Source organism: Aliikangiella litoralis (assembly GCF_052495765.1).
Map to the genome: position 1 here is coordinate 2443765 of NZ_CP199292.1, position 26320 is coordinate 2470084.

Consider the following 26320-nt stretch of genomic DNA (forward strand, 5'->3'; position numbering starts at 1 on the left):
TTATATGACTATAACACCTTTCAAATTATGTTCTATTTGTAACAAAAAGTTTAAGTTTGGATTGTGTTCTATACTAAGAGTTAGTTTTTTTGACTAAAAATCAGTACAGAACGATAAAGTCGTGTTGGTACTATCGACTATTTAAGTATTAACTAAAGAGAATTAAGGTAGAGTAAATCACATTTAAAAAAGTTCAATATCTGGTTCTATGGCTTCTTTGGTTTTGGTTTTAGCAATTAGATTATTGACGGCTGATTCAAAACCTTCTCCTTGCTTGATTGCCATGTAAAGCTCAGTTTCTTCTTGCATTGTGTAGCTTTGTTCAATGCTATCAAAAATTGATTGCCAACTTTTATCATCTTCAAGATCATCAATATTGCTGAGCAATAAAATTGCTTTCTGTAAGCTGTTTAAAATATGTGCAAGACGTTGGTTCATTCGATCATAAAACTGAAAATCGACTACCGATTCTTTAACTTTTTGCTCTGCTCGTTGATGGAGTTGCTGTATCTTAACAATATCTGGCGCTGGCTTTTGGCCCAGTAATTCATTAATTTCAGTATGTTGATGAACGATTTCAAAGAACAATTTAGTTAAATCGTTAAAGGGTTTTTCTGACTCTTCAAGTGAAAGGGATAGCTGAGCTGCTGCAAGTTGTAGGAGCATGACCTGATTAGTAGTTTTGCCCATATTATATCCTTTTTATATCTCTATATCTTGTTTGAAATGGATGAATTTATTATTCCATATAAAAGTGATGCTAAATTGAGTATAGGAGAGAAAATTTGAACCATTGGCATTATTTGACTCCATTCCACTTGAATATGTATTTTTAGTGATTTTTAGTATGCCGCTCTGAGGCCAGAGCGGCATACTAAATAACCTCATATATGGTCTCCTCCGATATTGCAAGGTCAAATAGTTAATTGGTTAGATATTAAAAGCTGCGCTTCAAGTAGAGAGGTTTATAAGAAACTTACCTAAATAAAGTCGAATGATATTATTAATTAATATTAGTGGATTATATTCGATATAATAGCTCCGATATCTAACTGTTAACGTATGATATCTTGACAAGAATAAAAATTGAACGTATGTTTAAAACAAGCGTTTAAATTTGGCTTTGATTACAATTAAACGTCGTAGAAGGTGATTATGTCTAAGCAAAAAGAGACCAAAAAGTCTAAGCAAAAAGAGACCCAAAATAGAATTCTTGATGCCGCGGAAGAATTATTTGCCGATAGAGGGTTTGCTGAAACGAGCTTAAGAGTGATTACAGCAAGAGCGGAAGTGAATTTAGCATCGGTTAATTATCATTTTGGCTCGAAGAAATCGTTAATAGAAGCTGTGTTCGATCGCTTTATGCAAATTTTTACTAGTCAATTGATGATTGAAATGTCTAAAGTTGATCAGAAAAAAGGGCCAATTGAAATTGAGCAAGTACTTGGCACGTTAGCGAGGCCGCTCATTGCAACGGATCAAGTTCGGCCCAATGGCTCTTCAGTGTTTATGAAATTGCTTGGTCGAGTATATGCTGAGTCTCAAGGTCACATAAGACGCTTTGTGATGCACCATTATTCTCATGTGCTTGCGAGGTTTACCCGACTTCTACAAAAAGCCTGCCCTGAAATAGCGCCATCAGAAATGTTTTGGCGTTTACATTTTATGTTAGGTGCTTTTATTTTTACATTAGCTGGTCATGAAGCGTTGCAAGACATATCTCAATGTGATTTCGAAGAAGAGGTTAGCATTGAAGATATTATTGCAAAGTTAGTCCCATTTCTAGCTGCTGGATTTTCTAAATTAACCCCATCATCTGAATTCTTGTCTGCAGGAGAAGCATAAATGGTTACCTTAACCCAATTATTGGTATTAATCGGCGTAATTTGGGCGTCTGCTTATTTGCGTGCTCGAATGGGCGCTGCATTAATGGTGGCTGGCGCAGTTTTATTTTCAATGACATTTTTTGGTGTATTTAAACTGATCCCTTGGTTACTTTACTCAGTTGTTGCTATTTTGTATTTGGCTGATGATTTGCGCAAAGACAAAATAACTCGCCCAGTATTTAAAATGTTTAAAAAAGTGCTTCCACCGATGAATCAAACTGAACGAGAAGCACTAGAAGCTGGTGATGTCTGGTGGGATGGCGAATTATTTCGTGGTAATCCTGATTGGAAAAAAATGCTGTCTTATCAAACGCCTAAACTTTCTTCTGAGGAACAAAGTTTTATTGATAATGAAGTTGAAACGCTTTGCAATATGGTTTCTGATTGGGATGTTAATTTTAAAGACAAAGATTTACCCGTTGAAGCCTGGGACTATATAAGAAAACATAGCTTTTGGGGATTAAACATACCTAAGCAATATGGAGGAAAAGGGTTTTCTGCACTTGCTCACTCAACAATCGTTGCCAAGTTATCTACTCGAAGTAGTGTGCTAGGCATTACTACGATGGTACCTAATTCATTAGGCCCGGCAGAGTTATTACTTCATTATGGTACCGAAGAGCAAAAGAATTATTATTTACCTCGATTGGCTAAAGGAGTAGACATTCCTTGTTTTGCTTTAACGGGTCCTAAGGCCGGGTCAGATGCTGGTGCTATTCCAGATACTGGAGTTGTTTGTAAAGGTGAGTTTGAGGGTAAAGAAGTTCTTGGACTACGCTTAACTTGGGATAAACGCTACATCACTCTAGCGCCTGTGGCAACAGTACTCGGTCTGGCATTTAAAATGTATGATCCTGATGGGTTAGTTGGGGATAAAGAAGACATAGGTGTAACCGTTGCTTTAATTCCTACAAGCCACCCTGGTGTTGAAATTGGTGATCGCCATTATCCAATGGGACAAGCGTTTATGAATGGACCAACTCGCGGTAAAGATGTTTTTATTCCTCTTGATTGGATTGTTGGTGGGCCGGAATATGCAGGTAAAGGATGGAGAATGTTAATGGAATGTTTGTCTGCAGGTCGAGGCATCTCCTTACCATCATCATCAACTGCCACCGGCACCTTGGCTTATCGTTCAACTGGAGCTTACTCAGTATTAAGAAAGCAGTTTAAAACCCAAATAGCCAAGTTCGAAGGGGTTGAAGAAGCCTTGGCTCGTATAGCTGGTGCGACTTACCAGCTTGAAGCGACTCGTTTAATGACTGCTGGTGCTGTTGACTCAGGCGTTAAGCCATCTGTAATTACTGCAATCGCTAAGTATCATATGACTGAGGCTGCAAGAAATATATTAACTGACTCAATGGACATTCATGGTGGCCGTGGGATTATTATGGGGGAGAGGAATTATCTTTCTAATGGCTATATGTCTATGCCTATCAGTATTACTGTTGAAGGTGCTAATATCCTCACTCGCAATCTGATGATATTTGGGCAAGGTGCAATTCGCTGCCATCCTTTTGTTTTTCGTGAAATGCAGGCTGCCAACAACCCAAATGAAGAAGAGGGAATTAATGATTTTGATTCACTCTTTTTCCGTCATATCGGCTATGGATTAAGTAATTTTATTCGTAGTGTCAGCTTAGGTTTAACCGTTGGAGTGATTGCTAAAAAGCCAGTACAAGGGCCAACTGGGCGCTACTATCAGCAATTAACTCGAATGAGTTCGGCGCTTGCTTTAGTGTCTGATTTATCAATGGCATTATTGGGAGGCGAATTGAAGCGAAAAGAACGGCTTTCTGCCCGCCTGGGGGATATGCTGAGCTATTTATATCTGAGTTCAGCAGTATTGAAATACTATGAAGACAATGGACGTCCAGAATCAGATTTGGCGTATGTCGAATGGAATATCAAAAATAACCTTTATTTAATGCATCAAGCTTTAAATGAATTTTTTGATAATTTGGAACCCAAATGGCTTGCGAGTGTTTTGCGCCGTGTCGTTTTTCCATATGGGCTTAATTTCAAAAAGCCAGACGACAAATTAGATCATCAAATTGTTCAAGCAATGCTTAGTCAAAATGAATTGCGTGACAGGTTAACTAAATATACTTTTGTCGGAGATGAGTCACAGCCTATAGGACGCATTGAAAGTGCATTTTGCAAAGTGCTTGCAACTGAAGAAACTGCGCTAAAAATTAAAAAAGCAATTAAAGATGGTCACTTAACCACTGCTCGAAAATTAGAGGATACTGTAGCTACAGCTTTGGCTGCCGGTATTTTGACCCAGCAAGAAGCTGATGAATATTTAGATGCTGAAGAAGCACGGTTAGATGCTATTCAAGTTGATGATTATTCGCAGGATTATATTGCAGGAAAATTTGAAGCTGATGTTTCTAAAACAGGGCAGGCAGCATAAACTTTATACTGGCTTGTTAGTAACAATGGCAAATAAGCCAGTTTGACTTAATTTTTTTCGATAACATTAAATAGATAAACTGTGTTCTAGTTCAGTTTGTATTAATATAATTAACGTAAAATGAGCTTTATATATCGAATGTATCAAAAATGAATAAGGGTATTAAATATGTCTGCAATGAAATTAAAAATTGCTTCAGGGGTGTTAACAGCGGCATTAGTATTAACAGGCTGTAAAACTTTAGATCCCTATACTGGAGAAGAAAAAACTAGCAGCACAGTTAAGTATGGCGCAATAGGGGCTGCTATTTGTGGAATTATTGGCTCTAGAGATTCATCAAAGCATGCACGTAATGCTGCTTTAGGATGTGGTGTTATTGGTGCTTCAATTGGCGCTTATATGGATTCACAAGAGAGAAAGTTGCGCAACTCACTAGAAGAAACTGGAGTGAGTGTAAAGCGTGAAGGTGATCAAATTCGTTTGATAATGCCTGGAAACATAACTTTTGCAACCAATAAATCGACTGTCCAAACAGGCTTTTACCCAGTTTTAAATTCAGTTGTGACTGTACTAAGAGAATATGAAAAAACGATTGTTGAAGTAGAAGGTTATACTGATTCTACAGGCTCTTGGTCACATAATATGCAGTTGTCAGAGGAACGAGCGCGCCAAGTTTCAAATTACTTGAAAAAGGGAGGTATTCTTTCTCAGCGATTAATTCCTACTGGAAAAGGGCCTTCAAATCCAATCGCTAATAACGGTACGGCAGAGGGACGAGCGCAAAACAGACGTGTTGAGATTCGTATTCGAGCTATTGAGGCATAGTTTATATCGCGACATAATCGTTGAGAGACTGTATGTTCTAGCTTGAGTCAGTTTGTTCAACAAAAGCCAAAAAGCCACATTAGTGGCTTTTTTTGTTGGTGATATGCTGGTTGATGATATAATTTGTTTTAAAATAGCTAATAGTTGCTGTGTTTGGCTAATATTGGATATGCTAAGTGAGTGTTGTGGTAAAAATTTATGAATGAGACTATAGATACCAGCCAACATATTCTGTCGGATGCAGAGAGATTTGCTTATTTACAGGCTATGGAAGTGCCTGTTTGGATCCCTCGTGATTGGGAAGAGAAAAACTTTCATCAAGCACCGCAGACCAATCTAACTTTTCCTGATTCTCAAACAACTACCAATCAACGTATGACAACGCCTCAAACTTTTGATAAGGCTATTTCAGATTCAACTTGTGATACCACTTCAGTTAAAACTGGTTCTACAGAGTTAGCCAGTCGCTCTGAAAAACAAGCAATAGTTGCAAGGAGCGAGCTCAACACTAAAATACCATCAGAAAATACACATTATATAAAATTGGTTCCCTGGAATGATTTGTCCAATGGAGAGCAGTCAATTTTAATTATATGTCGGCATCAAACTGATCAGCCGGCGCAAAGCTTTGCAAAAGCCAATAGACCTAGCCAATTTATGCAAGATTATGTGTTGGCTTTAAAAGAGTTTTATCCTCAAGAGAAAGAAATACAAATTCGTTTAGGTCATTTGTCACAGGCTGGATTAGGTCGAGATTGTCGGTTAATGGAGGATGTTTTAACTGGTGTTAAACCCGATAAAATATTACTTCTTGGGGATGAAGCCGTAAAAGAGCTATTGACAGAATACAATGATGTGGCCCAAGCGCGAGGCCAGGTACATCAGTTGGCTAACGGTATTGAGTGTTTGGTTAGTTATCATCCGTATACATTGATTATGAATCCTGCATTAAAGCGATTAGCATTAGAAGATCTTAAGTTATTCTCCAGGTTGGTTAGTAAAGGCGAGTAATTCTTTTGGTCAACAAAACAAACAAACTTATTCGCTTTGCTAATTTATCTGACTTACCAGATATCATTAATAATGAAAATTCAGCTCACTATTCACCTTGGAGTGAAAAATTATTAGCAGAGAGTATCGAAGGTGGGCATCTTGTTTGGGTTATTGAGATTGATAGCCAAATAGTTGGCCATTTAATTGTAATGTCTGTGATTGAGCAGTGGGAGCTATTAGATATTGTTATAGCTCCCTGTCAACAGGGCAAAGGGTTAGGTAAACTGTGCATGGAGCACTTACAAAAAGAAGCAAAGCTTAAATATGTAAAAAGTATTTTCCTAGAGGTTAGGGTATCTAATCAAGCAGCCATAAAGCTTTATAAAAAATTTGGTTTTGTAGAGGTTGGTCGACGTAAAAAATATTATCAATGTGTAACAGGTAGGGAAGACGCACTGGTTATGCAATATTCATTTTAAGACGATAAATCGTTTTTAGTCTGTTTATATTGAACTTATTCCTATATTGATAAAGAGTGTTGTTTATTGCCGAATAAATAATATTTCTTTCTATTTTGATAAGTTGTATCGAGTAACTTACAAGCCTTTTATTTTTAATGAAAACTCTGCTTATTTGCAAGTGCGCCATACCATTCTACAAACATGCCAATTAATATTGCTGTAGTTGAAAGAAATCTTTTCGTCAATTAACCTGCCTTCGCCTTGAATAGGCTAATGGGGCTTAATCTGGCCATTATTAAATATTAATTGTTCTATCATGCACAGAGTATCAATTAATATTTTATTTAAACTAAAATTAATTGGAGTAAGAATATGTTCAATTTTTCAATAAAAAAATACTCAGGACTATTAATGATTTTGGGTTCAATGTTTGCAGGAAATGTTTGGGCTGGATGTGATATTGATTATATTAAAGATACATCACGTGACTCAACGACTCGAACGCTTAAGGTAAAGTATGATTTAGGTTCTAATGACGGTAACAAAGATTGTCAAAGTGGTCAGTGGAAAGCGGTATATTTTACTATACAAAGAGGTGACGGAACTTTTATGAATGACAGCTGGTTTAAGGCTGAACCTAAAATTAACAATAAGCGTTTTGAAAGAGCTGTGGCAAAAAAACAGACGGTAATTGTAAGAATGTATCTTGCTAAAGGCATGGGTAATAAAACGGGTTCAAAAAAGATTTGGACTGAACTTGAAAATGTTGGTGGTTAGAGCTTTTTATTAAATGTAAGTGGATTGTTTAACCGGGGATATTAAGCAAAAACTTATACCCCGGTTTAAAATTGCATATTAAGTGTATTAGTTCCGACTTCATCTGACACTTCAGCTTGACTAGAAGAGAGTTACCCGTTTTGATAAAGGTGTCGAATCTTTAAATCAAAACAAAAGGTAACTCTCATGCTACATACTAACAATCCAATTATTAAACACAAGGCAGGTTTATTAAACTTAGCCGAAGAACTCAATAATGTTTCAAGAGCCTGTAAAGTGATGGGCGTATCTCGAGATACATTTTATCGTTATCAAGAGTTAGTTGAAGAAGGTGGAATTGACGCCTTAATCGAAAAGACCAGACGTAAGGCCAATCCTAAAAATAGAGTTGATGAGGCGACAGAACAAGCCGTTGTTGCCTATGCCATTGAACAACCAGCCTTTGGTCAACATAGAACAAGCAATGAGCTGCGTAAACAAGGTGTCTTTGTTTCTGGCAGCGGCGTTCGTTCAATTTGGCTTCGTCATGATCTGGAAAACTTCAAAAAGCGTCTTAAAGCACTTGAGGAAAAGGTCGCTAATGACGGTATCATTTTAAGCGATGCGCAAGTTGCTGCGCTTGAAAAGAAGAAACATGATGACGAAGCTTGTGGTGAGATAGAAACCGCTCACCCAGGCTACTTAGGCTCTCAGGATACGTTTTATGTGGGTAACCTCAAAGGCGTTGGCCGAATTTATCAGCAGACCTTTATTGACACCTACAGCAAAGTTGCTTTTGCAAAGCTCTACACAACCAAAACGCCAATCACCGCCGCAGATATATTAAATGACAAAGTATTACCCTACTTTAATCAAAATGAATTGCCAATGTTGCGCATTTTAACTGACCGTGGAACTGAGTACTGTGGTCGCGTAGAGCATCATGATTATCAGCTTTACTTGGCGATCAATGATATTGACCATACCAAAACGAAAGCGATGTCACCACAAACGAACGGGATCTGCGAGCGCTTTCACAAGACGATATTGAATGAGTTTTACCAGATCACCTTTAGGAAAAAGCTGTACTCATCGATGGAAGATTTGCAAAAAGATCTGGACGTTTGGATGGAATACTATAACAATGACCGAACTCATCAAGGAAAAATGTGCTGTGGCAGAACGCCAAAAGAAACTTTACTTGATGGTAAATTGATTTGGGCTGAAAAGAATTTAGCTCAAATCTAAACTGACAGATACCGTTGGAAAAACGGGTAACTGTCAGATCAAGTCTGAGCTACTACATATTAAGTGCATCATATATTAAGTCAGTTATTCGTTTAATCAATAAAAGCCGCGAAGCTTAGTGCTATTATTGGGGTGTTTGACTTTTGCACCCGAGGTTAGATTTTAGCCTCCAGTTCAATCTTCTACAGCAAACTTTTTATAGTTAGGCTGAATTTCTAGAGATATTAAAATAAGTTAGATAATAGCTTTTTGTTGAGTTTGTTCATTCTGTTAATTTCTGCTTCAGAAAAACCTTTAAAAGCCTGGTTAAATAAATCACTAGTTGTTTTTATCGTTTCTTGAATTTTATCGAGCCCTTGGTTCGTTATTGCTACTACTGATACTCTGCCATCTTTACTCGAACTTTTTACGGTAACTAAATTTTTATCTTGCATACGGTAAACTATTTTTGTAATAGTTGGAAGCTTTGCTACAGCATGTTGACAAATATCTGAGATACTCATTTCACCATGGATTTTTAGCAGCATTACTATTCGCCAGCGAGTAATATCTAAATCAATTTTTTTGAGTGTTTTTTCCATTTCAATTGAATACTTTGAGTTTAATAAAGCAACCCAATAAAAAGGAAAATCATTGATGTTGAATTGTTCGCTGGCAGGAAAGTAAGGCTTGTCTATTGATATGTTTTTTTTATTAGTCACAATGTTTTTCCTATTAATTAATATTCTATTTTCTTTGATAATTTCAAAAACTTAATACTAACAATACTTAATTTAAATAATTATTATGTTTTATTGGCTTTTGCATGAAAAGCTAGGGTGTTGATCAGCTTACGATAAATTAATAATGTTTTCATTCTTTTTAGTTATCTATTGAGCTTTTTCAAGCGATGGTATAAACAGCTTGTAATGGATAACATTGTATTTTTGTTATTCTACTTGTTAATAATATTATATTTACCCGCTTCAATCTTTACTCTATCGATAAAGCAAAATTTAACTATTACACTCTCTTTGATAAATCAATGGGGGTGTTGTAAAACTTATCAAAGTGAAAATTAATTATTGATGTGAATATAAATATTTTTTCTAAAAGTCTTCTATTTATGTAAAGAGGGCATGCAAAGAAGAATTAAAGTTGGATTTATGATATCAATGTTAATAGGTCACTATTCTTTCGTTATAAGAGCTAGATATAGAGAATTTACCTATATCAGACCCTGAGGCTTTTAATAAAAACAATTAAAAAATGGAAGGTATATGGCTATTTGAGAAGATATTAATATTATTTTTGAATCGAATGGGTATGAATGATGCGCTAAAGCAATATAAGTGCTGGTTGAAATTTATACTATTGGACCTTTTTATGATGATTTATTTTTAGAAAGTTCTTTTTAATCTTTTATGTGAAGATGAAGTTTGACTAGCTTGTTTTTGCTTATTTAAAGAGTATTTGAATAGTGTTGTTCCAGGGCAAACGCATACTTTGTATTAATTTTGGCCAAATATCAGCTCAGAGCGAAAGTTATCACTCCATCCCGCTTGTTTAAGTTTGCCCCTCATACTATTTTTCTGAGGATGTAATCTCGCCAGGTTTAAAGCAAAACGTCTTATGATAGCTACATTCTCAGCACCATCCCCACAACGTATGCGACTATCATCTTCTTTAAAAGTCACATCTAATACCCAATGCACTTTGTTTTCAACTTCCCAATGACTACGGATTGCGTTACCAATTTTTTTCGCGTCCGGCACCAAAGAGCTAATGTAGTAAAGGGTTTCTTGCTGAACCTTTTTGTCTTTTAAATGACGTTCCCGCTCAACCTCGATGACACTTTGAATGTTAGGCCATTCCTGAGCTTCACTAAGCCATTCGTTCATACGAAGTTGACGGTATTTCCTTACTTCAACTCGTCCATGCCCGCTATCGACTTCCTCAAATTCTTCTATAAAATCAGGTGTTTCTCGCTTGACTTTATGAAAATAGGCTGCGATTTCTTCACGCAATTTCTTTTGATTCGATTTGACACACAAAACAAAGTCCGCTTGCTTTTCTACGATTTTTCTCACGACTTTTTTCTGTGTATTCATCGCATCCGCGCTAATCAAAGCCCCTTTGATATTCAAGTTGTCCAGCATGTCGATAACGGAAGCATTTTCGTTTTTCTTACCCGATGATTTCGCTTGGGCTATAACCAGACCCTGCGATTTACTCCAGGCGGTAATGCTATGGAGCGCGCCATACCGGTCGCCATCAAAGGAATGCCTTAATGTTTTACCATCAATCGCTATCTGCTCTTGTCCTTGTTCAACTCTCACCTCGTTAACCCAATTGATAAAAGCTTGATTAAAGGCTTCCGGTTCGATCGCTCTTACGATTCTGGCAATCGTATCATCAACTGGAATGTCATTTTTAAATGGTCGATATTGCCTTAACCATTCGAGCTTCTCATCCCCAAACTCTTTAATATCTTTCCATCCCTCGGCGCCTGATAATACGGCACTGACGCAGAGAAATAGTACATCCAACAGGTCATGTTTTACATTGATATGGCTTCGCGGGTCTTCAATTTGTGAAAAATGCTCGATTAATGTCATGTCGGTATCTCGTTATATTCGATACCGATCTGATCTTTATTTTCTCAATAAGTTCAATAAAGTATGATCTTGCCCTGAGTGTTGTTCTGAAAAATTCATAAAAAGCTTGTAATTTTTTTCAAAACCCGGATAATGCGCACCGCTTCGGGTCGTTAGCTCAGCCGGTAGAGCAGTTGACTTTTAATCAATTGGTCGGGCGTTCGAATCGCCCACGACCCACCATTTTATAAAAAAGCCACCGTTAACGGTGGCTTTTTTATTACCTTTAAAACACTTGTATAAAAAACAAACAAAAAATACATGTTTTGTTAATTTTTATTGATCTTCAACTTGGTTGATATGAGGTTATATACGGAATAGTCGTATTTTAGCAAGTAACAATCGTTTATCTCATTGCTCCTTCATTTGTTTTCGTAACAAACTAAGCTAATATAGTGTTTTTAATTAGTGAGCACTTTTATGCCTAATAAATTACTTTTGCTGGCTTCTTTATTATTATCAACTTGTTGTGTTGCACAAGAACTATGGCAAACCCCTTATGAAAAAAGTGGTGGCTTTAAAACTGCGCATTATGATGAAGGGATTAATTTTTATCAGAAATTAGCAGAGCAGTTTGACACGGTACATATACAACGTCAGGGAATGACTGATTCTGGCCTGCCTTTACACCTTGTTTTGTTTTCTCCACATAAAGACTTTGATGTAAATAGTAATAAGAAAAATGGTCGTAATGTTTTGCTCGTGAATAATGCAATACATCCCGGTGAGCCCGATGGCGTTGATGCATCAATGATGCTATTGAGGGATTTAGTGTTAGGAAAAGTTTTACAGAGTGAAAAGCAAAACTTGCTATTGGCTATAATTCCTTTTTATAACATTGGGGGTGTATTAAATCGTAATTCAACCACTCGTGTTAACCAGAATGGTCCGCTTAGTTATGGATTTAGGGGAAATGCCAAAAATTATGATCTTAATCGTGATTTTATCAAAAGTGATACTCAAAATAGCCGCTCGTTTGCTGATATTTTTCATAAGCTAGATCCTGATATGTTGATTGATACTCATGTGAGTAATGGAGCCGATTACCCTTATGTAATGACACTGGATTACTCTCAAAAGGATAAAATGGGTGGTGTACTCGGAAATTATATTAACAGCGAGCTAATGCCCTATGTTTATCAGAAAATGAAAAATGCTGGTTTTGAGTCAATTCCTTATGTTAATGCTTGGAGAGATACACCGGATAAAGGCTGGGTACAGTTTATTGATTGGCCTCGTTATTCTTCAGGCTATGCCGCCTTATTTCACACTCCAGCATTTATGAGCGAAACTCATATGCTTAAACCTTATAAACAAAGAGTCGAGGCAAATTATGCGTTTATATCGACTATTATTGAACATTTAGCTATTAAGGGACAAACATTAAGAGAGTATCGTGCTCAAGCAAAATCAGCGGTTAAAAAACAATCAAGTTTTGCTATTAGTTGGCAGGCTGATAAAAATAAGCCAACAATGATCGATTTCAAGGGGTATGAGCCTGAATATAAATTAAGCAAAATTTCAGGTTTAAAACGGTTATATTACAACCGAAACAAACCTTTTTCGAAGAAAGTTCCTTATTATAATAATTATGTTGCTGATATTGTTATTGAAAAGCCAAAGGCTTATGCCTTTTCGAAAGCGTGGAAAAATATTGCTGAGTTGATGATATTAAATGGTGTTAATGTTAAACAGTTTTCTAAAAGTGAAGAGCTACTTGTTGAAGTTTATATTATAAAAGACTATGAAACGTCCAGAACGCCATATGAAGGTCATTATGTGCACAGTAATGTTCAATTAAAAGCCATAAAACAGAAAGTTAATTTCAGTCAAGGTGATTATTATATTGATGTTAATCAAGTTGGTAACCGTTATATTGTTGAAACTTTAGAACCCCAAGCTAAAGATTCATTTTTTGCTTGGAATTTTTTCGATTCACATTTACAAAAAAAAGAATACTTTTCTCCTTATGTTTTTGAAGATTATGCCGTAGAAATTTTAAAGAAAGAACCTCAATTGAAGGTAGCGCTTGAGGCAAAGCAAAAAGCTGATAAAGCTTTTAGTGAAAATGCTTATGCTCAATTAGACTTTATTTATAAACGCTCTGTTCATCATGAAGCAGAACATATGCGTTATCCAATATTTAGAATAACTGACTAGATCTTATTTCTATAAATGGTAGTATTACGCACCACAAAAAATGAAAAAGTGAAATATGTGATGAAAAAAATTATCGGTGTGTTATTTACGTTATTAATGGTTGCTGCCTGTTCGCCGGAAGTTGGTACTGAAAAGTGGTGTAAAAATATGAAAGAAAAGCCAAAGGGCGATTGGAGTGTGAATGAAGCTAAAGACTACGCAAAACATTGTGTATTGAAATAGTTTTATAAGACGATTATTTTATATTTCAGCCATACATATTATTGTTTTTCTTATATTAATGGTTTTGTCGGAGTGAAAAATAAGATTATTGTCTATCGAGAATCGGTATACTCATAAATAATGATTGGCTCGACAACATCATCGAGCCAATCTACCTATTCGTATTAAGGATTTAGTAAAATAGGATCACCTAACCCCAGATTTTTTAATCGATCTAATTGCGTTTCAGCATCACCAACAACTAAATAAATCATATCATCGGGTCTAATATGTTTTTGAGCTAATGATTTCATTTGTTTCAACGTTAAGCTTTCAAGTGATTTTGCTCTTTGTTGAACATAATCTGCTGGTAATGAAAATTGACTCATATTATATAGAATATTGAGTTTTGCATCAGGCGTTTCAAACCGTCTTGCGTTGCTTTTTAAAAAGTAACTTTTAGTCACTTCTAAATCATTATTAGTTAAATTAGTTTGATACTCAGAGAGTATTTTTCTAATCAATTGAACGGACTCAAAAGTTACGTTAGCTCGAACACCAGAATTAATTGTAAATCGACCATCTAATGTATTACCCGTAAAACCAGATCTTACTCTGTAAGTATAACCTTTTGCTTCTCTGAGCTGTTGAGTAAGCTGTGAAGCAAACCCACCTCCACCTAATAGATAATTGCTGACTTGGGCAGGGTAAAAATCTTGATCCGTTGCTTTTAATGCTAAATAACCAATATTGATCACGGATTGTTTGGCTTTAGGAATATCATAAAAGTAAAGTTGGGCTTTTTTAGAGGCTGAAGGTATTGATATGTTAGGGAGTTTAATGTTTTTTCGGCCCCACTTTTCTTCTAGTAATTTCAATGAGTTAACTACTTCAGATTGATTAATATCACCAACAATATGTAAGTTAGCTAATGAAGGTGAGAAGTTTTTCTGATAATAAGCTTTTAAATCAGAAATCGCTATTTTTGAAATAGATTTTTCATTACCCAGTAAATTATTTGCTAATAAATGATTTTTACCATAAAGAAGTTGGTTAAATTGATTTTCTGCAACTAAAGGTGGGCGTGCTTGTTGTTGCTTAATTTCACTTAATACACTTTCTTTGATTAAGATAAACTCTTTTTCATCCCAACGAGGCTCTAATAGTATTTCACTGACTAATGCCATGGTTGCTTTATAGTTTTTAGCTAAAGTATTCCCATCTATAGTAATACTTTGTTTGTTTGCATTAATCTCAATTTGAGCGCCAAGTTGTTTAATTGCTTCTTCAAGTTGTTGTGGCGTCTTTCTCTTTGTACCTTTATTCATTGACCTTGCCACTAAATTAGCAACACCAATTTTTTCTGGATCATCAAATAACATACCACCAGCAATATTTAAACTAAAGTTTACAAGCGGTACTTCATCATTGTGTATTCCATAAGTCTTTAAACCATTTGTGGCTTGTGCTTGCCATACTTTTGGAGACTTTATAATAACAGGTGTTTTATCGTAAGGTGGTTCTGAGCGATCAATTTGAGAAGGCGTGCGTATATAAGTCGCTTTTTGTGATGCATCAAAACTTTCTTCTGCGCCTGCTATTATTTTTTCTTCAACTATTGATGCGTCTATGGAGTTTTCTAATGCAAGTGCTTTTTGACCTTTTGGAACAAAACTGGTTGCAATATAGTTTTTATTCTTAATATATTTTTTATATACATTTAATACGTCTTTTTTACTAACAGCCAATATGTTTTTGACATCTTGATTTATAAACCCAGGATCGTTTTTATAAATTTTATATTGAGCTAACATAAAACCTTTACCAAGTACACTTGATAAGCTGTTATAAAAAGCTGTTTCTTGTTCTGCTTTTATTCTTGCAAGATCTTGTTCTGTAAAACTATCTTGTTCAAAGTTTTTAAACGCAGTGCTAATAGCCTGATAAACTTTGTTAAGATCGGTGTTTTCGAAAGCTTGTACTCTTAGTGTTGTTTGTCCTGCTAGTTCAGAATCATAGCCTCCCATTCTGACTTGGTTAGTCAGTTTCAATTCATCAATAAGTAGCTTATTAAGTGCTGCCTTTTTGCCATTACTAAGCAATTGACGTAAAACTTTGAGTGCATAAGAGTCTGGGTGATACAGTGGTACAGTTGGCCAGGTTATAGTGAGTTCTGGTAGTTTTGCAAAATTATCTTCAAAAACCATTCGCTTACTTTGTTTTAAACTAGTCGGCTGCTTCTTGTTTCGTTCTACCGTTTCTCCACGAGGGATTTCATCAAAGTATTTATGTATCCATTTTTTTGCCTGATTTTCATTGAAGTCACCTGAAATAACTAAAGTGACATTATTGGGTGCATACCAACGTTTAAAAAAATCTTTAACGTCCTGTAACGTTGCGTTTTGTAAATCTTCTAATGAACCTATCACTTGCCAACTGTAGGGATGGCCTTTAGGGTAGAGGTTTTTGTCGATAACATATTGCGTATGTCCATAAGGACGGTTGTCGTTACTCTGGCGTTTCTCATTTTTAACGACCTGCTTTTCTTTTGCTAATACTTGCTCTGTAACGGTATTGATAAAAAAACCAAGCTTATCTGCTTCTGCCCAAATCATTTTTTCTAAAGCATTTTTAGGAACCGTCTGGAAATAATTAGTCCTATCACGACTAGTTGAACCATTAGCACCTGAGCCACCAATACGAGCGCTCATTTTATCCAAGCCTCCTTTACCTAGATTTTCGGACTCTAAAAACAATAGGTGTTCAAATAAATGAGCAAAGCCTGTTCGCCCAGGTAATTCACGAGCAGAGCCTACATGGGCGGTTAGTGCGACCGCAACCACTGGATCAGAGCGATCAACATGAAATATCACATCTAATCCATTATCGAGAGTAAAACGCTTATATTGGATTTCTAGCTCATTTGTCTGGGAAGTTGCTTTTTTATGAGATGAAGTTTTTGAGCTATCTGTTTGATGTTTAAGTTGATTTTGACGATTGTCTGTACTGTTGCAAGCTGATATTGCCATAATACTACAAATAATCGACAAGAATAGCGTTTGTTTTTTCATTATATTGTTATCCTTGAGCTAAACAGGGCGTTTTAGTTAATATTGATAATTTGAAGTTATTTTGCCACACAATGTGTAAAAATACATTGTAAAGTCAATGGTAATTGTTACTAGATTTTTATTGGAGTGGGAGGTGAAAATGAATGTTAGTAATAGCTATATGTAGTTATCCTGCTCAACATTATATTTGGCTGGTTGTGGAGATATAGCTGTGAATAAAAGAGCACTTATATTCATTTAAAGAAATAAAACTCTGATACGAACGTTGGGTTAATACACTAAACTGATTAACTAAAAAGAAATAAGGTCGAAGCTGAAATATCCACTAAAAGTAGATTTCCTATAATTAATGTTGATGATTTTATATGACACTGTGTTTTTAATTGGCAATATTTATTTTTTAAACGTTTATTCATATCTAGTAGATACAGGAAAAATTATATGATAATAACAAATGTAGAAAATGTTCCAGGTAAAGTAATTGCAGAGCATTATGGTCTGGTCTCTGGAAGTACTGTGAGAGCAAAACATATTGGTAGAGATTTTATGGCTGGTCTTAAGAATATTGTTGGAGGAGAACTAAAAGGGTATACCGAGTTGTTAGCTGACTCACGGAAAGAGTCGATTGAAAGAATGAAACACGAGGCAAGGAGTCTAGGTGCGAATGCAATTATTAATGTACGCTTTTCAACATCTTCAGTAGCACAAGGAGCTGCTGAGTTATATGTATATGGTTCTGCGGTTAAACTTGAGGATCAATAATGAATGATAATGTCTTGCTTTTTCTACAATTATTAATACCGATAGGATTAATTCTGTTAGGTTACATAACAGGCTCTATTTTAGAAAAAAAACACTATACCTCAATTCGCATAAGAGAAAAAAATACGGTTAAAACACCCGTTGTCACTTTTAGTTTTTTTGAGCCAGATAAAGTAATAAAAAAATCATTTTTAGTAACTGGCTCTGCTGTTATTTCGGTTGACTACTTTAAACGTTTTCTTGCTGCACTAAGAAACTTATTTGGTGGGCGTGTCGCTGCTTATGAAAGTTTGCTTGATCGTGCTAGACGAGAAGCTATTTTAAGAATGAAAGCTAAATGTCCAGCTGCCGACATTATTGTTAATTTGAGAGTTGAAACCTCATCTATTTCAAAAAGGAGTCATTCTCGGCAAAATGCAGTGGGTTGCGTTGAAGTGATTGCTTATGGTACAGCCATACAATATTCTAAAGAAGCTTTATGAAATATATTTAAGTTTCGCCATAGATTAAAAGGTTTTTCCAAATTATTTGGTTTACAACCTAATAAAAAACAAATTAATTATTTTTTCTTCTCATTCAGGTTCTGAATCTCGAATTAGCAACTTAGAACCAGTGGTTTCTCAGTTAAGTGAAAGGATAAATGAATAGTTACTGTATTAATGAAAACTTAATTTAACACTAAAAATTTATCGCATCTAACTCTCCAGTTTCTTTTGTTCTATTTTCTCTTGCTTTTTTTCTTTGAGCTTTCGCAGCTTCTAGTGTTTCTTGTTCTTCTAATAGGGCTATATGCATTTTGCAATACATTTTTAATGAATAAAAACTAAAAGGAGAGAAAAACAATTTAATGATAACTGGCATTAACTCAATTGCAATAAAAAATATTTTTAGTAATAAACTAAACATAAGTGCAGCTTGACCAATTTCAGGATCTTTATGAATGTTTTTTAAGGCTAAATAGCGGCGTAACATACCAGTCTTTGTTTCATAGAATAAACCGTCATTTACAAGCTTTACTCGGTATTCATCCTGCTTATTCTGTTTACGTTCTATTGAGTTGTTTAAAACTGTTTTAGCGGCTAATAAATCCTTCTGTAGTTGTTCTATTTTAGTGTTGTTTTGTTCATGGTTTGCTTCACTTAATAATAACTTAGTATGTTTCTGTTGTACTTTATTCAAATCTATGGTTGCAATTTCAATTTTTGGTTTTAATTCATTTAATTTAGTTTTTGCATTAGTTAAACTATTTTCTAAAACAGTGATTTGAACTTGTAAATCGTTGTAGGTTGCAACCGCTCTTTTATATTTAGGGCCTTCTTTGGGGGCTCTGCCGTCTTTACCTGTTCTTTCTAAAAGGGATTCACTAAACCAATAATTATACTCATCGCGTGTTTTTATAATACGTTCATTGATGTTAGCAATTTCGGTGTTAAGCACTTTTTGTGAACGTTGTAATTCTGATAAATTGTCTTTCTTTATCATTAATAAATTATTGGTTGTTTCATTATCATTTTCTTGTGAAAAAGTCTCAAAGTAGGCTTTTTGTTCTTTCAACTGCTGAATTTCAATTTGAATGTTGGCCACTTTTTTTCGATCAACGGAAATGCTTGTTTCCAACTCTTTTTCATAATCTTCAAGTTTGCTAAAATATTTTCGGTTTTTTACGTTGGATTCGTATTGGGTTTGCTCGTCAATTGCATTAGCTTGTAAACTAATTTCTGCAAGTGTTGCTAAACCAATGGCAATAATTAGAGAGTAAATAATTCGAGGAAGCAAGCCAAATAAGCTTTTAAGTGAGAGGCCTCCTTTAAATGGGTTTTTTAATGCCCAATCAGATCCAATGATCGCCTGATCAAGAAAAAATAGGGTGAGTGCAAAAATAATGCCTGTGATTATTGATGGTGTTGTTTCTAAAAACATTGAAACACCATAAGTAAATAACATACAAGTGAATGCAAATGTTACAAGCTGGCGAAAAACCATTGCATAAACCAGAGTTCGGTCGTATTTACCACATTCTTTCAGTACTTCCGTATCCGTTAATGAAAGGAAAGAAAAAAATTTAAAAAATATGCTATCTTGCTGCAACTGCTGATTACATTCATTGCGTATAGCCCTGATGGAATTTTGTTGATTTTGTGCATTATCAGACACAGAGTACCCTTAATTGATTTAAGTTGTTTTAATTATACAAATGAAAATTTTCTAACTTTTGTTACAAGCTATCACTAAAAATTAATGGCTTAAAATATTAATAACAAACTTTAAAAGCACTACTCTTATTTTTTATTCTCATTGTTTAATATTAATAAGATACTAACTGCTATTAGACGTTGTGGTTGTTAATAAAGTTTTCTTTAGATGTAAATATTTATGTTTGATCGATAGCTGATATGTATTTAAGGCATAAAAGCATCAGCAGAAGATTTATGTGTAACCGATAGGAAAGAGATATGAATATGTATTGTTAACCATGCCAATGGCATTTTGGTGGCATTATCGATATGTTATTAAATAAGACGAAAGTATGAAAAAGAGAGTAGGGAGCGCGAGAGAAATAATAAGAGATGAACTTAATGCGAAAAATATGAGTAAGCCAACCAAAGGTTAATCCGATGTTTATCTCTTTGTGAGATTTAATTGGTTTGGTGGTTTAGCATTATCTATTTGGCAGTGCGTATCCTATCCTATCAGGTTTCTAGCGGATTCAAGAGCTGATAATCGAGTATTGGCGTTTATCTATCAAATTGAGTTATAAAACATCGAAATCTCATTCATTTTTTCTTTTAAAAACAATTGATTAGTTTGCTTTTGCTAAAACTTAATAAGGTGTACTCAGTTTATAGCTTTTCTGAAGAGTTCCCCTTAGCCTTAAATAGCTGCCAATAATCTGAGAGATTAATGGTAATTCTTGATTTGTATGTTGCTATAAAATGGTTGAAAAAATATGATAAAAGCTGTTCTTAATGGAGAGTTTGTATTGTTAAAAATTCATTAGGAGTTTAAGTTAATTAGAAAACTTGACAAGTTTTCCGGTTTTTAAGTCAATCTTCAATATTATTTAACTTATTGAATATGATGGGGTTTTAAACAGTAGAGAGTAATTCTTCTCTTTAGAGCTATATATTTAACTAAATTTTGTTTTTATCATTCTTTTTCTTTTTAAAACGCTTAATTAATTTGGGGTATTTCAAATTCTTAGCTAAGCTAGTTCTATGATATTGTTGAAAGATAAACAGATGCTTGAGTAATAATAATAGACATACTACTAACCCTAATTTAGGTGAAAGCTCCAGCTTAAAGTCGAGTCAGCAGGAATTACGTGCTGTTGCAGAGGCTAAAGAGCATGCGGAAAAAGTTCAGCAAGCTTTATTAGATATTGCAGCCCTTGGGGGAAATGTTAAAAATATCCAATCGTTTTATCAAGATATACATTCAATAGTAAGCCGACTAATGTATGCTCGTAATTGCTATATTGCACTTGTGACCCCCGATTGTAAGCATGTGAAGTTTGAGTACTCAATTGATGAGAAAGACGAAAATGTTGATCCTACACAGTGGCAACCTGAACCTTTAGAGTCTTTTAAAAAGCGCCTGACAGGTTATATTTTACGCAGTGGTAAATCTTTGTTAGCTGATACTCATCAATTAAAAGCTTTAGAAAATCAAGGAGAGATTGTTCTTCGTGGAGCGCTAGCAACTTATTGGATGGGAGTTCCTCTGATCTATGACAATAAAGTAAAAGGGGTTTTAGCTGTTCAAAGTTATCAGAATGATATTAGTTATACTGATGAAGACAAAAAAGTACTGACCTTTGTTGGTCAGCAAATATCAGCCGCATTAAAGCAGAAAGTTTATGAGCAAAAGCTTCATTCTTATAATGAAAAGCTGGAGCAAAAAGTTGACGCACGCACAGCGATGCTACAACAAATCAATCAAGATATGGAAAAGGAAATTTTAGAACGTAAACGTGCGGAAACTTTGCAAGCTGCGTTATTTAAAATATCTGAATTAACTAACGTAGCAAGAGATCTTGATGAGTTTTATCTGTCATTGCATAAAATCATTAATGATATTATGCCATCTAAAAACTTATATATAGCCGTTTTAAGTGATGATAAAAAGCGTATTTCATTTCCCTATTATGCTGATGAAATTGATACGACTTTTGGCCAGGATATGGATTATTCAAAACCTATTGAAAAAGCATCCCCTACTGAGCAGGTTTTGCGTACGGGAAAATTAATATTGATTAATAAGAATAACAGGCAAGAATGGGTAGATAGCAAGCTCATTGTTGGTATTATGCCTGAAACTTGGCTTGGGGTTCCTTTAATTGAAAAAAATGAAGTTTTTGGCGTTTTAACAATTCAAAGTTATTTAGAAGGAAAATCTTATACAAAACTCGATGCTGAAGTATTAATGTTTGTCGCTCAACAAATTTCAATAGCATTGACTAGAAGAAAAAATGCAGAATATTTACAAGCTGCTCATGAGCAAATGAAAAAAATTAATGATCAACTTGAGCTGCGTGTTGATGAAAGAACTCGGGAACTTTCGGTAACTAATGAGTCATTGCAAAAAATGCTCGATGAAAGAAATGAAATGCAACAGAAGCTTTCTTATGAAGCTTTTCATGATAGTTTGACTGGACTTGCTAATAGAACTTTATTTATTGACAGAATGGACCAACTATTAAAAAGAATTAAACGAGATGAAAATATTACTTTTAGCGTCTTTTTTTTAGATCTTGATCGCTTTAAAGTAATTAATGATTCCTTAGGTCATATTCTAGGTGATTTATTGTTAAAACAAGTTGCAGAGAGACTTCTTGAGTGTGTCAGACCTAATGATACAGTTGCAAGATTAGGTGGGGATGAGTTTTGTATTTTATTACAGGATATTTCTAATGAAAGAGATGCGGCTGTAATTGCTGATAGAATCCTTAAATCTTTCTCGACACCATTTAAATTGAAAGATCAACAAGTGTTTACTTCTACTAGTATTGGCGTGACATTAAACAATAAAAGTTATACAAGTCCTGAAAGTGTATTGCGTGACGCAGATGCAGCGATGTATCATGCGAAAGAAAATGGAAAAGATCGTTATGAACTTTTTGATGTTGAAATGCATGAAAATGCAATGAAGAGGCTTGAAATAGAAAGTGAATTACGTAAAGCTATTCAACAAAAAGAAATAGAAGTTTATTATCAGCCAATAGTGGATCTCAAAACTAATAAAATTATTGCTTTTGAAGCTTTGGCAAGATGGACGCATGTTCGTTTAGGTTTTATTAGTCCTAATGAATTTATTCCTATCGCAGAAGAAACAGGATTGATTTATAGTTTAGGTGGTTTGGTTCTTAATCAAGCATTAAGTCAGTTGAATGTGTGGCAGTCACAATTGTCTGAAGCTAAAACAATTGCTATGAGCGTCAATTTTTCTTCTAAACAAATTGAACAACATGATTTGTTTGCAGATATAAAATCATCACTTACTGAAAATAAAATAACTCCTGAAAGGCTTAAAGTTGAAATTACAGAAAGTCTTTTAATTGAGAATGCAAAGCTTGCACAAAACTTGTTACAGTCTCTAGCAGATCTTAATATTCCTGTCCTTTTAGATGACTTTGGTACAGGATATTCCTCATTAAGTTATTTGCATAAATTTATTTTAAATACAATTAAAATAGATCGTTCATTTATTTTTGCAATGGAAACCAATAAAAAGCATTATACGATTGTTAAAACAATTGCTTTTATGGCTGCTAATTTAGACTTAGATGTTGTTGCTGAAGGTGTTGAGACAGAACGACATGCTCGTATTCTTAAAGATATAGGGATCCGTTATGCACAAGGTTATTATTTTAGCAAGCCTGTTTCAGGTGATGAAGCGCTAGAACTTATCAAATATAATAAAATTAATTATTAATTATTAATTATTTATCTTCTCAATGAAGGGAAGATTGCTTACATTCATAGATAATAGTTTACCCTATTATATTTCAACTCTTTGCCTAATGGCTTATCACTGATTGAGTGAAGGGAGTCGATTTAGAACAACTGCTATACATGAATTCGGAATACATGAGTTTGGACACGCTATAGGGCTACTTCATGAAAATCGTATCTATAGCATAATAGGGTAGGGATTTTAGACATACTAATGCTAGTAGTACTAGAGCTTTTTCTCGGAGAAGATGTAGCAAATGGTTCAGTCATATTATATTGAACGACAAGAGGTAATATGCAAGATATTGTCGTTTTAAGGATTGTTATTGTTAAATATTAAACAGATAAAACAAAACTAATTATCTTTTATATATCTATTCAGCTTTTAATATTCTTTTTTAATTCTTATTACGTGTTTATATTAATTAAATAACCATTAAGTATTTACTAATGTAGTAAATGTTTTTGTTATTTTTTAGATTATGTTATTAATTTGTTTATACCTTTTTTGAGATTGTTATTTTTCATTTTGTAGTAATACCTCTCCTTTTTTATATAAGATTAAAATATATTTATTGTTTTTCAGGTTCAAAAGCATTCTATTTAATAGCGAGAAAATGATGGTGATTATAAAAATAAACGCTGTTTTGAATAGAGAACAAATAGATACTAAATAGACATTGCCTTGATTGAGTTATGTTGAGCTCAAGGATAGTATTTTGCGTGAAAAGACTATGAGATTCTAGGTTTAATATAATATTTTGTATACATTGATTTTATTTTTAAAAGTGTTTGTTTTTTGATTGTTTCTTTATAGCGTTTTTTGAAAATTTAATTGACGAATGAAATGAACTCATAACTTTTTATTTTAATGCATAAACCATGTTTTGATTAATTTTTATTATGAATTAATCGAATGGTTTAATTTGGCATATTTATTTGTCTGACACTAAAGAGAGGAATACATTTCATGAAAATAAAAAACAACATAATGAAGTTAATTTTGTTTTATTGTTGCATTATGTTCTCACCAACAACTTGGGCTACAACATTTGCAACGATTGGTGATTTTGGCGTTGCAAACTCTGCTGAACAGAACGTTGCTAACTTGGTCGACAGTTGGAATCCTGAGTTCGTCGTTACTTTAGGTGATAATGATTATACTGGTGGTAATTATGAGCAGTCAGTAAGACCTTATTATGGCTCATATATAAGTTCAACTTGTAGTAACAATCGCTTTTTCCCATCATTTGGTAATCATGATTCAACGAGTGCTTATAATTCAATTTTTCCGTGTACTGGTAAGCAATATCGCGTTAAAAAAGGGGATGTAGAATTCTTTACTATTAATAGTGATGTTAGCTCTCCTTCATCGAGTGCTCGAGCTTGGTTACAAAATGCGCTGGCTGATTCTACTGCAGCATGGAAGGTTGTTTTCTTTCATCATGCTGCTTATTCAAGTGGGAATCATGGCAGTGCGAGCAAAATGCAGTTACCTTATGCTGAATGGGGAGCTGATATTGTTATGGCTGGGCATGATCATCACTATGAAAGAATTGAAAGAAACGGCATTTGGTATTTTGTTAATGGTTTAGGTGGAAGAGGCCGATATAGCGTTGGTAGTCCAATTACTGGAAGTAAAGTTTTGTACAATAGTAATTGGGGAGCAATGAGAGTTGATACTACTTCAACTACTTTTCGAGTGCAATTTGTCAATATTTCTGGAACAGTGATCGATGATTATACAATACAAAAAGGTAGTTCTAATAATCCACCTGTTGCCGAATTTAGCTCGAATAAGAATGGTCTTTCAGTAAGTTTCACCGATAATAGTACTGATTCTAATGGCAGTATTGTAAGTCGTTCTTGGCAATTTGGAGATGGTAGCACTTCGACCCAAACTAATCCGAATCATACATATAGTGCAGCAGGTACTTATACCGTTAAATTAACTGTAAAAGATAATGATGGAATAAGTGATTCAATTACTAAAAATATTACGGTTAGTGATTCATCCTCATCAAATGAATTAGAAAATGGTGTTCCGTTAACAGGACTTGCTGCAAATAAGGGAGCTGATACCTATTACACAATGGAAGTGCCTGCTGGTGCAACTGATTTACTATTTAACATTAGTGGAGGTTCAGGTGATGCAGATTTATATGTTCGTTTTGGTAGTCAACCAACCTCAACTACCTATGATTGTCGACCTTATAAAAATGGAAATGTAGAAAGCTGTGCTATAAATTCTGTGCAAGCTGGCACCTATCATATCATGCTTAGTGCTTACGCTAATTATTCAGGTGTTACATTAAAAGGTTCATATACTAGTACTTCTGGAAATACGCCTCCTAAAGCTGATTTTAGTGTGACTCAATCATCTTTAACCGCTAGTTTTACTGATAAAAGTTCTGATACAGATGGACAAATATCAAGCTGGTCGTGGGATTTTGGGGATGGCGCAACGTCAACGTCAGCTTCTCCTTCACATACTTATGTTTCAGCGGGGACTTATACCGTAAAGTTAACTGTAACAGATAACAAAGGGGCGAGTAATAGTAAAACACAAAACATTACTGTTTCTGATTCAAGCGATCCAAATGCATTGCAAAATGGTGTGCCTAAGACAGGGCTATCAGGTAATAGTGGTTCGAATGTTTTTTACACCATGCAAGTTCCTCAAGGCGCCACCAACTTAGTGTTTAACATTACTGGTGGAAGCGGTGATGCGGATTTATATGTTCGATTTGGTAGTAAACCAACAACGAATAGTTATGATTGTCGACCTTATAGAAATGGTAACAATGAAACCTGTACGATTAATTCTGTACAAGCTGGAACTTATCACATCATGTTGAGAGGTTATAACAGCTACTCAGGTGTTACATTGAAAGGTTCTTATAATTAACAATAACAATTGAAAAAAGCTTTAGCCCTATGAAACACTAGGGCTT

General features: G+C 34.6%; 18 protein-coding genes and 1 tRNA gene. 14 read left to right on the forward strand and 5 right to left on the reverse strand.

Translation table 11 applies throughout. The features are described 5' to 3' along the window. Positions 1 to 183: 183 nt before the first annotated feature. Positions 184 to 690: a hypothetical protein gene (locus ACT5E3_RS10135; protein ID WP_444998191.1), complete on the reverse strand. Its 507-nt coding sequence runs from the start codon at positions 688 to 690 to the stop codon at positions 184 to 186. 465 nt (positions 691 to 1155) lie between these two features. Here ACT5E3_RS10135 and ACT5E3_RS10140 point away from each other — a divergent pair, with 465 nt between their 5' ends. From ACT5E3_RS10140 to ACT5E3_RS10170, 7 genes are all read left to right on the forward strand, one after another. Further along, complete coding sequence (locus tag ACT5E3_RS10140) at positions 1156 to 1845, forward strand: TetR/AcrR family transcriptional regulator (RefSeq protein ID WP_444998192.1); 690 nt, start codon at positions 1156 to 1158, stop codon at positions 1843 to 1845. Further along, positions 1846 to 4302 carry an acyl-CoA dehydrogenase gene (locus ACT5E3_RS10145; RefSeq protein ID WP_444998193.1) on the forward strand — a complete coding sequence of 819 codons (2457 nt, stop codon included), beginning with the start codon at positions 1846 to 1848 and terminating at the stop codon, positions 4300 to 4302. A gap of 168 nt (positions 4303 to 4470) precedes the next feature. Continuing rightward, positions 4471 to 5127 (forward strand): OmpA family protein, encoded by a 657-nt coding sequence (locus ACT5E3_RS10150; RefSeq protein WP_444998194.1) that lies wholly within the window; start codon positions 4471 to 4473, stop codon positions 5125 to 5127. A gap of 198 nt (positions 5128 to 5325) precedes the next feature. After that, the gene (locus ACT5E3_RS10155) at positions 5326 to 6138 is read left to right on the forward strand and encodes a hypothetical protein (protein WP_444998195.1); all 813 of its coding nucleotides are present in this window, start codon (positions 5326 to 5328) and stop codon (positions 6136 to 6138) included. 5 nt (positions 6139 to 6143) lie between these two features. Then, positions 6144 to 6599, forward strand: coding sequence for a ribosomal protein S18-alanine N-acetyltransferase (gene rimI, locus ACT5E3_RS10160; protein WP_444998196.1), 456 nt, complete (start codon positions 6144 to 6146; stop codon positions 6597 to 6599). A gap of 354 nt (positions 6600 to 6953) precedes the next feature. Next, positions 6954 to 7358, forward strand: coding sequence for a hypothetical protein (locus ACT5E3_RS10165; RefSeq protein WP_444998197.1), 405 nt, complete (start codon positions 6954 to 6956; stop codon positions 7356 to 7358). A gap of 186 nt (positions 7359 to 7544) precedes the next feature. Then, entirely contained in the window at positions 7545 to 8585 is a 1041-nt protein-coding gene (locus ACT5E3_RS10170; RefSeq protein ID WP_444993903.1) for an IS481 family transposase, read from the forward strand. 224 nt (positions 8586 to 8809) lie between these two features. Here the strand turns inward: ACT5E3_RS10170 and ACT5E3_RS10175 are convergent, their stop codons facing one another. Both ACT5E3_RS10175 and ACT5E3_RS10180 read right to left on the reverse strand, forming a co-directional pair. Beyond that, the gene (locus ACT5E3_RS10175; RefSeq protein ID WP_444998198.1) at positions 8810 to 9286 is read right to left on the reverse strand and encodes a MarR family winged helix-turn-helix transcriptional regulator; all 477 of its coding nucleotides are present in this window, start codon (positions 9284 to 9286) and stop codon (positions 8810 to 8812) included. Between the two features lie 789 nt (positions 9287 to 10075). Further along, a complete protein-coding gene (locus ACT5E3_RS10180) occupies positions 10076 to 11182 on the reverse strand; it encodes an ISAs1 family transposase (protein WP_444994207.1) in 1107 nt (368 codons plus the stop codon). 146 nt (positions 11183 to 11328) lie between these two features. Between ACT5E3_RS10180 and ACT5E3_RS10185 the strand changes: the two genes are divergently transcribed. From ACT5E3_RS10185 to ACT5E3_RS10195, 3 genes are all read left to right on the forward strand, one after another. Then, positions 11329 to 11404, forward strand: a tRNA-Lys gene (locus ACT5E3_RS10185). A 237-nt stretch (positions 11405 to 11641) separates the two neighbouring features. Beyond that, positions 11642 to 13381, forward strand: coding sequence for a M14 family metallopeptidase (locus ACT5E3_RS10190; RefSeq protein WP_444998199.1), 1740 nt, complete (start codon positions 11642 to 11644; stop codon positions 13379 to 13381). 15 nt (positions 13382 to 13396) lie between these two features. Next, positions 13397 to 13603: a DUF3012 domain-containing protein gene (locus tag ACT5E3_RS10195; protein ID WP_444998200.1), complete on the forward strand. Its 207-nt coding sequence runs from the start codon at positions 13397 to 13399 to the stop codon at positions 13601 to 13603. 164 nt (positions 13604 to 13767) lie between these two features. Here ACT5E3_RS10195 and ACT5E3_RS10200 read toward each other — a convergent pair whose 3' ends face one another. Next, positions 13768 to 16653, reverse strand: coding sequence for a M16 family metallopeptidase (locus ACT5E3_RS10200; protein ID WP_444998201.1), 2886 nt, complete (start codon positions 16651 to 16653; stop codon positions 13768 to 13770). A 441-nt stretch (positions 16654 to 17094) separates the two neighbouring features. Between ACT5E3_RS10200 and ACT5E3_RS10205 the strand changes: the two genes are divergently transcribed. Both ACT5E3_RS10205 and ACT5E3_RS10210 read left to right on the forward strand, forming a co-directional pair. Then, positions 17095 to 17415, forward strand: a complete 321-nt coding sequence (locus ACT5E3_RS10205; protein ID WP_444998202.1) for a YbjQ family protein — start codon at positions 17095 to 17097, stop codon at positions 17413 to 17415. Further along, a complete protein-coding gene (locus ACT5E3_RS10210) occupies positions 17415 to 17897 on the forward strand; it encodes a YbjQ family protein (protein ID WP_444998203.1) in 483 nt (160 codons plus the stop codon). The genes ACT5E3_RS10205 and ACT5E3_RS10210 overlap by 1 nt, the downstream gene beginning before the upstream one ends. 196 nt (positions 17898 to 18093) lie before the next feature. On the opposite strand, the gene ACT5E3_RS10215 is transcribed toward ACT5E3_RS10210, so the two are convergent. Then, positions 18094 to 19569, reverse strand: coding sequence for a DUF4407 domain-containing protein (locus ACT5E3_RS10215; protein ID WP_444998204.1), 1476 nt, complete (start codon positions 19567 to 19569; stop codon positions 18094 to 18096). Between the two features lie 1089 nt (positions 19570 to 20658). Here ACT5E3_RS10215 and ACT5E3_RS10220 point away from each other — a divergent pair. Beyond that, a complete protein-coding gene (locus ACT5E3_RS10220; RefSeq protein WP_444998205.1) occupies positions 20659 to 23346 on the forward strand; it encodes a sensor domain-containing diguanylate cyclase in 2688 nt (895 codons plus the stop codon). Positions 23347 to 24336: 990 nt separating this feature from the next. Next, entirely contained in the window at positions 24337 to 26274 is a 1938-nt protein-coding gene (locus ACT5E3_RS10225) for a PKD domain-containing protein (RefSeq protein WP_444998206.1), read from the forward strand. Positions 26275 to 26320 lie beyond the last annotated feature (46 nt).

Bases quoted from the DNA above. Each gene is read 5' to 3' on its own strand.
- ACT5E3_RS10145 (WP_444998193.1), top strand. From the start codon at position 1,846: ATGGTTACCTTAACCCAATTATTGGTATTAATCGGCGTAATTTGGGCG.
- ACT5E3_RS10165 (WP_444998197.1), top strand. From the start codon at position 6,954: ATGTTCAATTTTTCAATAAAAAAATACTCAGGACTATTAATGATTTTG.
- ACT5E3_RS10225 (WP_444998206.1), top strand. From the start codon at position 24,337: ATGAAAATAAAAAACAACATAATGAAGTTAATTTTGTTTTATTGTTGC.
- ACT5E3_RS10155 (WP_444998195.1), top strand. From the start codon at position 5,326: ATGAATGAGACTATAGATACCAGCCAACATATTCTGTCGGATGCAGAG.
- ACT5E3_RS10200 (WP_444998201.1), bottom strand. From the start codon at position 16,653: ATGAAAAAACAAACGCTATTCTTGTCGATTATTTGTAGTATTATGGCA.
- ACT5E3_RS10190 (WP_444998199.1), top strand. From the start codon at position 11,642: ATGCCTAATAAATTACTTTTGCTGGCTTCTTTATTATTATCAACTTGT.
- ACT5E3_RS10170 (WP_444993903.1), top strand. From the start codon at position 7,545: ATGCTACATACTAACAATCCAATTATTAAACACAAGGCAGGTTTATTA.
- ACT5E3_RS10205 (WP_444998202.1), top strand. From the start codon at position 17,095: ATGATAATAACAAATGTAGAAAATGTTCCAGGTAAAGTAATTGCAGAG.
- ACT5E3_RS10195 (WP_444998200.1), top strand. From the start codon at position 13,397: ATGGTAGTATTACGCACCACAAAAAATGAAAAAGTGAAATATGTGATG.
- ACT5E3_RS10140 (WP_444998192.1), top strand. From the start codon at position 1,156: ATGTCTAAGCAAAAAGAGACCAAAAAGTCTAAGCAAAAAGAGACCCAA.
- ACT5E3_RS10210 (WP_444998203.1), top strand. From the start codon at position 17,415: ATGAATGATAATGTCTTGCTTTTTCTACAATTATTAATACCGATAGGA.
- ACT5E3_RS10135 (WP_444998191.1), bottom strand. From the start codon at position 690: ATGGGCAAAACTACTAATCAGGTCATGCTCCTACAACTTGCAGCAGCT.
- ACT5E3_RS10150 (WP_444998194.1), top strand. From the start codon at position 4,471: ATGTCTGCAATGAAATTAAAAATTGCTTCAGGGGTGTTAACAGCGGCA.
- ACT5E3_RS10180 (WP_444994207.1), bottom strand. From the start codon at position 11,182: ATGACATTAATCGAGCATTTTTCACAAATTGAAGACCCGCGAAGCCAT.